Here is a 6,385-nt window from a genome sequence, read left to right on the forward strand (position 1 = left end):
CATGAGCATGACCTGGAACGACAGCGTCCCGATCTACCGCCAGCTGCAGCAACGCGTGGTGGCGATGATCCTGGACGGCGCCTTGAACGAGGGCGACCCGCTGCCGTCGGTACGCCAGGTGGCCGCGGACTTTCAGATCAACCCGCTGACCGTGTCGAAGGCGTACCAGGAACTGGTCGACGAACAACTGGTTGAAAAAAGGAGGGGTCTGGGCATGTTCGTCATCGAAGGCGCACGCGAGGCGCTGCTGAAATCGGAACGCGAGCGGTTCCTGCGCGAGGAGTGGCCCGCGCTGTACGCCCGGCTGCAGAGGCTGGGGCTGGATCTGAATACGCTGCTGCGCGAAGCCCACGCCGGCAAGGATCAGGCCGACAAGGAGGAGAAATCATGAGCGCGGTGATCACGGCCAGCGGCCTGAGCAAGCGGTACAAGTCGGCGCTGGCGCTGGACAACATCAGCTTCCAGGTCGAGCCCGGCCGCATCGTCGGCCTGATCGGCCCCAACGGTGCCGGCAAGACCACCGCGCTGAAGGCGATCCTGGGCCTCACCGACTTCAGCGGCGAGCTGAACGTGCTGGGCTTTGACCCGCGCAAGCAGCGCGACAAGCTGATGGGCGAGGTCTGCTTCATCGCCGACGTGGCCGTGCTGCCGCGCTGGATCAAGGTGCGCCAGGCGGTGGACTTCGTCGCCAACGTGCACCCGCGCTTCGACCGCGCCAAGTGCGAGGCCTTCCTGGCGCGCACCAAGCTGCAGCCGGACCAGCGCGTGCGGCAGATGTCCAAGGGCATGATCGTGCAGCTGCACCTGGCACTGGTGATGGCCATCGACGCCAGGCTGCTGATCCTGGACGAGCCCACCCTGGGCCTGGACATCCTCTACCGCAAGCAGTTCTACCAGAACCTGCTGGAAGACTACTTCGACGAGAACAAGACGATCATCGTCACCACGCACCAGGTGGAGGAAGTCGAGCACATTCTCACCGACCTGATGTTCATCCGCGACGGCAGGATCGTGCTGGATGCCGACATGGACGCGGTCGGCGACCGCTTTATCGAGGTGATGGTGGGCGCCGACAGGGCCGAGGCGGCCCGTGCGCTGAAGCCGCTGGATGAGCGGCAGGTGTTCGGCAAGAGCATTTTTCTGTTTGACGGCGCGAACCGCGCGACGCTGGAGCAGCTGGGCGAAACCCGCCGGCCCTCCGTCAGCGACCTGTTTGTCGCCACCATGAAGGGAACCTACGCATGAAAACCTTCTATTGGCTCCTGAAACGCGAGTTGTGGGAACACCGGGGCGGCTTCTTCTGGGCGCCGGTCATCACCGGCGGCGTGTTCCTGCTGCTGAACCTGATGGGCATCATCACCGGCGAGGTGATGGGCAGGAGGCACGGCTTCAACTTCGCCTTCGGCGGCGCCGACAACAACATGCGCCTGCTCAACAGGGCGCTCGACAAGAATTCCATGGACAACGTGGGCGCCGGCCTGGACATGGCGATGTATTCGCCGACGCTGATCATCGGCGTGGTGCTGGGCTTCGTGGTGTTCTTCTACTGCCTCGGCGCGCTTTACGACGATCGCCGCGACCGCAGCCTGCTGTTCTGGAAATCGCTGCCGATCACCGATACCGCCACCGTGCTGTCCAAGGTGGTCACCGCCACGGTGGTCGCGCCGCTGATCGCCGTGGCCGTAGGCATGCTGACCGGCATCGTGATGCTGCTGATGTTCGCGATCACGCTGTCCTTCCATGGCGTCGGCGTATGGCACTTGCTGCTGCTGTCGCATCCGCTGCAGGTCATAGCCAACCTGGTCGGCTCGATCCCGCTGTACCTGTTGTGGACATTGCCGACCGTGGGCTGGCTGATGCTGTGCTCGGCCTGGGCCCGCAGCAAGCCGTTCCTGTGGGCGGTGGTGTTGCCGGTGGCGCTGGGCATCGTGATCGGCTGGTTCAACCTGCTGGGCACGATCGACCTGCAGAACAGCTGGTACTGGCGCAACGTGGTGGCCCGCGCCCTGTTCAGCGTGTTCCCCGGCGGCTGGCTCAGCGAGGTCCCGCGTGTCGGCGGCAACAACCCAGCCGAAGTGCTGTCCACGCTGAGCGTCACCCACACCTACGTCGCCCTGGCGTCGCCGAACGTCTGGATCGGTGTCGCCGCCGCTGCCGCCATGCTCGCCGGCGCCATCTGGTTCCGCCGCTGGCGCGACGACAGCTGACTTCCGCTCGAATTCGGGGAAAGGAGAACACCTATGAAGTCCATCACGTTCAGCGCGCTCGCCTTGGTCCTGCTGCTGCCGCTGGCCGCCTGCAGCCAATCCGGGCCGGACACCACCCAGTCGGGCGCCGCCGGCGACATGGCGCAAGCCGCGAAGGAAGTCCGCGAACAGACCTCCTCCTCGGCGATCGCCGCGGAGGTCCGCAAGAGCATCGAGCAGTCCAAGAAGGAACTGGTCACCCAGGACATCGGCCTGGGCAATATCCACGTCGGCAACGGACCACACCCGCATGACGGCTCCCTCCCCAAGGCAGTGATCACCCCGCAAGGCACGCTGGTGATCGCCGGCAAGCCGGTCGAGGCCACGCCGGAGCAGCACGCCATGCTGGTGGATTACCGCCAGCAGATCATCGGCATCGCCGAGGCCGGCATGGACATCGGCGCCAGCGGCGCGGACCTCGGCGTCACCGCGGCGAAGCAGGCGATCTGGGGCGCGTTCACCGGCAAGAGCGACAAGGAGATCGAGGCCAGCATCAAGCCGCAGACCGACCAGATCCAGGCCGCCGCCATGCAACTGTGCAAGCGGCTGCCCGACATACTGGCCTCGCAGCAAAAGCTCGCCGACGCCATGCCCGCGTTCAAACCCTATGCCACGATGCAGCAGAAGGACGTCGACGATTGCGGCAAGGACATGAAAGACAAGGACGGCAAGAAAGGCTTCGCCGTGTTCTCCGATTGATCCCATGCAGGAGCCCGCTCGCGGGCGGTGCATTTGCTCTGATGGTTGGCTGGGTAGGGAGATTCAGAACACGAGCATCGCCCGCGAGCGGGCTCCTACAACAACAAGAAGTTGCAGGGTCAGCCGTGGATACCGCCCTTGGTCAGCGCCATCGGGTCGAGCAGCTTCTTCAGCTCATCCCTCGACAGCCCGGTGGTTTCCAGCGCCACGTCCATGATCGGCCGGTGCTGCTTGTACGCCAGCTTGGCGGTGGCCGCGCCCTTCTCGTAGCCGATCACCGGGTTCAGCGCGGTAACCAGGATCGGGTTCATCGCCAGCGCCTGGTTCACCCGCGCCTTGTTGACCTTGAAGCCGGCGATGGACTTGTCGGCCAGCAGCACGCAGACGTTGCTCAGTATCCCGATCGACTGCAGCAGGTTGTGCGCGATCAGCGGCAGCATCACGTTGAGCTGGAAGTTGCCGGACTGGCCGGCGATGGTGATCGAGGCGTCGTTGCCGATCACCTGTGCGGCGACCATCGCGGTGGCCTCGGGAATCACCGGGTTGACCTTGCCCGGCATGATCGACGAGCCCGGCTGCAGCGCCGGCAGCTCGATCTCGCCCAGGCCGGCCAAGGGGCCCGAGTTCATCCAGCGCAGGTCGTTGGCGATCTTCATCAGCGCCACCGCCAGCGTCTTCAGCGCGCCGGACAGCTCCACCGCGGCGTCCTGCGCGGCCATGCCCTCGAAATAGTTCTGCGCCGATTCGAACTTCACCCCGGTCAGCTTCTTCAGCTGCGCCGCCATCGCCGGGCCGAATTTCGGGTCGGCGTTGATCCCGGTGCCCACCGCGGTGCCGCCCTGCGGCAACCGGCGCATGCGCTTCAGCGCGTCCCCGATGCGCTCGACCGCCGAACCGATCTGCGCCGACCAGCCGGACAGCTCCTGGCCGAAGGTGATCGGCATCGCGTCCATCAGGTGGGTGCGCCCGGTCTTCGGCGTGCTGCGCAGTTCGCGCGCGCGCTTGTCGATGGTTTTCTTCAGGTGCTTCAGCGCCGGCAGCAGTTGTTCGCTGGCGGTGAGCGTGGCGCTGACGTGGATCGCGGTGGGAATCACGTCGTTCGAGCTTTGCCCGTAGTTGACGTGGTCATTCGGGTGCACCTTGGCGCCGCCCTGCACCGCCAGGTGCGCGATCACCTCGTTCGCATTCATGTTGGTGCTGGTGCCCGAGCCGGTCTGGAAGATGTCGATCGGGAACTGTGCGTCGTGCTGGCCGTTCGCCACCGCCAGCGCCGCCTTGCGGATCGCCGCGGCCTGGTTCTTCTTCAGGTGGCCCATCGCCAGGTTGACCTCGGCCGCGGCCGCCTTGATCAGCCCCAGCGCGCGGATGAACGGGCGCGGCAGGTGCAGGCCGGAGATCGGAAAGTTGTCGATCGCGCGCTGGGTCTGCGCGCCGTACAGCGCGTCGGCGGGGACTTTCAACTCGCCCATGCTGTCGTGTTCGATGCGGAAGCTGCTCATGGGGAAAATCCTTCGGGGGGAAAGAGCGTTGGATGATTAAAGCAGCGCCACGCTATTTTGAGCCGTTCGGGCTGAGCGTAGCGCCAAAGGCGCGAAGTCGAAGCCTCTCCCGATACCCCCTTCGACTTCGCCGCTGCGCGGCTACGCTCAGGGTGAACGGGGAAAAACACTATAAGCCGCCAAGCAGAGACGCGCTGTCAATGTAAAATGGCCGTTTCACCCCGCCGGAATGCCCCGATGTCCTCTCACGCCCTGACCGCCCTGTCACCACTGGACGGCCGCTATGCCGGCAAGGTCGAAGCGCTGCGCCCGATCTTCAGCGAGTTCGGCCTGATGCACCGCCGCGTGCAGGTGGAAATCGAATGGCTGCTGGCGCTGGCCGCCGATCCGAAGATCGCCGAGCTTCCCGCGTTCAACGCGGGCCAGATCGACACGCTGAAAGCCATCGCGAACAACTTCAGCGTGGCCGATGGCGCACGGATCAAGGCAATCGAGGCAACCACGAACCACGACGTGAAGGCAGTCGAATACTTCATCAAGGAACGCATCGGCACCGATGCTGGCCTGGCGCAGGCCAAGGAGTTCGTGCACTTCGCCTGCACCAGCGAGGACATCAACAACCTGTCCTACGCACTGATGCTGCGCGACGCGCGCAGCCAGGTGCTGCTGCCGCAGCTGGACGCGGTGATCGCCAAACTGCGCGACATGGCCCACACCAACGCCGCGCTGCCGCTGCTGTCGCGCACCCACGGCCAGACCGCCTCGCCCAGCACGCTGGGCAAGGAAATCGCCAACGTGGTGGCGCGCCTGGAACGCCAGCGCCGGCAACTCGCCACCGTGGAAATCTCCGGCAAGATCAACGGCGCGGTGGGCAACTACAACGCCCACGCCATCACCTATCCGGAAGTCGACTGGCGCGCGTTCTCGCAGCGCTTCGTGGAAAGCCTCGGCCTCGACTTCAACGCCTACACCACCCAGATCGAGCCGCACGACAACGTGGCCGAATACTGCGACGCCGTGCGCCGCGCCAACATCATCCTGATCGACCTGGCCCGCGACATCTGGGGCTACATCTCGCTGGGCTACTTCAAGCAGACCCTGAAGGCCGGCGAAGTGGGCTCCTCGACCATGCCGCACAAGGTCAACCCGATCGACTTCGAAAACGCCGAAGGCAACTTCGGCCTCGCCAACGCCCTGCTCGGCCACTTCGCGGAAAAGCTGCCGATCAGCCGCTGGCAGCGCGACCTCACCGACTCCACCGTGCTGCGCGCACTGGGCACCGCCTTCGGCCACAGCCTGGTCGCGCTGGAATCGCTGAAGAAAGGCCTGGGCAAACTCAACGTCAACGCCGACCGCATCGCCGCCGACCTCGACGCCAGCTGGGAAGTGCTGGCCGAAGCCGTGCAGACCGTGATGCGCCGCTACGGCCTGCCCGAGCCGTACGAACAGCTCAAGGCGCTGACTCGCGGCCACGGCATCACGAAGGAGTCGATGCACGAGTTCATCGCTGGCCTCGACCTGCCGGCGGAAGCGAAGCAGCGGTTGCTCGATCTGACACCCGGCAGTTACATCGGCCTGGCCGAGGCGCTGGCGAAGGACATCTGAGCGCGGTTGACCGCTTGGCACACTGCCGCTCCCAGCGGCGAGGATGCGTGCATCCACCGACCATACGGTTTATTCCCGCACTTCCAGGGTTATTTAAGAGATAGCGCCTCGATTTGTGGGATATGCAAAAGTCACCCTCGCCCTTCAGTACCACGGCAACCATCTGGCAAGTCCTTATCAACGCGATGGAATCGTTCGCTTGACGCCCGACCATTGAAAGCTGAACATCGATCGCATATGCCCCGATGCGGGGTCTACTAACAGGGTGTTGAGAATGCGCCCCTCCGATGCCGGTCGATAGCTCTCGGCTATGGATCATCAGGCGTAGCCGGCGAA

At 64.9% G+C, this 6,385-nt stretch carries 6 protein-coding genes; 5 read left to right on the forward strand and 1 reads right to left on the reverse strand.

What is annotated here, in order from left to right; translation table 11 throughout:
- Position 1: 1 nt before the first annotated feature.
- From RHOFW104R8_RS13490 to RHOFW104R8_RS13505, 4 genes are read left to right on the forward strand one after another with little or no spacing between them, the layout of a single operon-like run.
- Positions 2–391, forward strand: coding sequence for a GntR family transcriptional regulator (locus RHOFW104R8_RS13490; protein WP_068091675.1), 390 nt, complete (start codon positions 2–4; stop codon positions 389–391).
- Positions 388–1,245 (forward strand): ABC transporter ATP-binding protein, encoded by an 858-nt coding sequence (locus RHOFW104R8_RS13495; protein ID WP_068091677.1) that lies wholly within the window; start codon positions 388–390, stop codon positions 1,243–1,245. Before RHOFW104R8_RS13490 ends, RHOFW104R8_RS13495 begins: the two co-directional genes overlap by 4 nt.
- Entirely contained in the window at positions 1,242–2,207 is a 966-nt protein-coding gene (locus RHOFW104R8_RS13500) for a hypothetical protein (RefSeq protein WP_068091681.1), read from the forward strand. The genes RHOFW104R8_RS13495 and RHOFW104R8_RS13500 overlap by 4 nt, the downstream gene beginning before the upstream one ends.
- Before the next feature lie 33 nt (positions 2,208–2,240).
- Positions 2,241–2,945 (forward strand): hypothetical protein, encoded by a 705-nt coding sequence (locus RHOFW104R8_RS13505; protein WP_068091684.1) that lies wholly within the window; start codon positions 2,241–2,243, stop codon positions 2,943–2,945.
- A gap of 119 nt (positions 2,946–3,064) precedes the next feature.
- Here RHOFW104R8_RS13505 and RHOFW104R8_RS13510 read toward each other — a convergent pair whose 3' ends face one another.
- Positions 3,065–4,444, reverse strand: a complete 1,380-nt coding sequence (locus RHOFW104R8_RS13510) for an aspartate ammonia-lyase (protein ID WP_068091687.1) — start codon at positions 4,442–4,444, stop codon at positions 3,065–3,067.
- Positions 4,445–4,681: 237 nt separating this feature from the next.
- On the opposite strand from RHOFW104R8_RS13510, the gene purB reads away from it, so the two are divergent.
- Positions 4,682–6,049: an adenylosuccinate lyase gene (gene purB, locus RHOFW104R8_RS13515; protein WP_068091690.1), complete on the forward strand. Its 1,368-nt coding sequence runs from the start codon at positions 4,682–4,684 to the stop codon at positions 6,047–6,049.
- Positions 6,050–6,385 lie beyond the last annotated feature (336 nt).

It is taken from the genome of Rhodanobacter sp. FW104-R8, from assembly GCF_001617365.1.
Classification (GTDB): Bacteria; Pseudomonadota; Gammaproteobacteria; order Xanthomonadales; family Rhodanobacteraceae; genus Rhodanobacter.

What these genes read in the sequence shown, in the direction of transcription:
- RHOFW104R8_RS13490 (WP_068091675.1), top strand. Translation starts at nt 2, where the DNA reads ATGAGCATGACCTGGAACGACAGCGTCCCGATCTACCGCCAGCTGCAG.
- RHOFW104R8_RS13495 (WP_068091677.1), top strand. Translation starts at nt 388, where the DNA reads ATGAGCGCGGTGATCACGGCCAGCGGCCTGAGCAAGCGGTACAAGTCG.
- RHOFW104R8_RS13500 (WP_068091681.1), top strand. Translation starts at nt 1,242, where the DNA reads ATGAAAACCTTCTATTGGCTCCTGAAACGCGAGTTGTGGGAACACCGG.
- RHOFW104R8_RS13505 (WP_068091684.1), top strand. Translation starts at nt 2,241, where the DNA reads ATGAAGTCCATCACGTTCAGCGCGCTCGCCTTGGTCCTGCTGCTGCCG.
- RHOFW104R8_RS13510 (WP_068091687.1), bottom strand. Translation starts at nt 4,444, where the DNA reads ATGAGCAGCTTCCGCATCGAACACGACAGCATGGGCGAGTTGAAAGTC.
- purB (WP_068091690.1), top strand. Translation starts at nt 4,682, where the DNA reads ATGTCCTCTCACGCCCTGACCGCCCTGTCACCACTGGACGGCCGCTAT.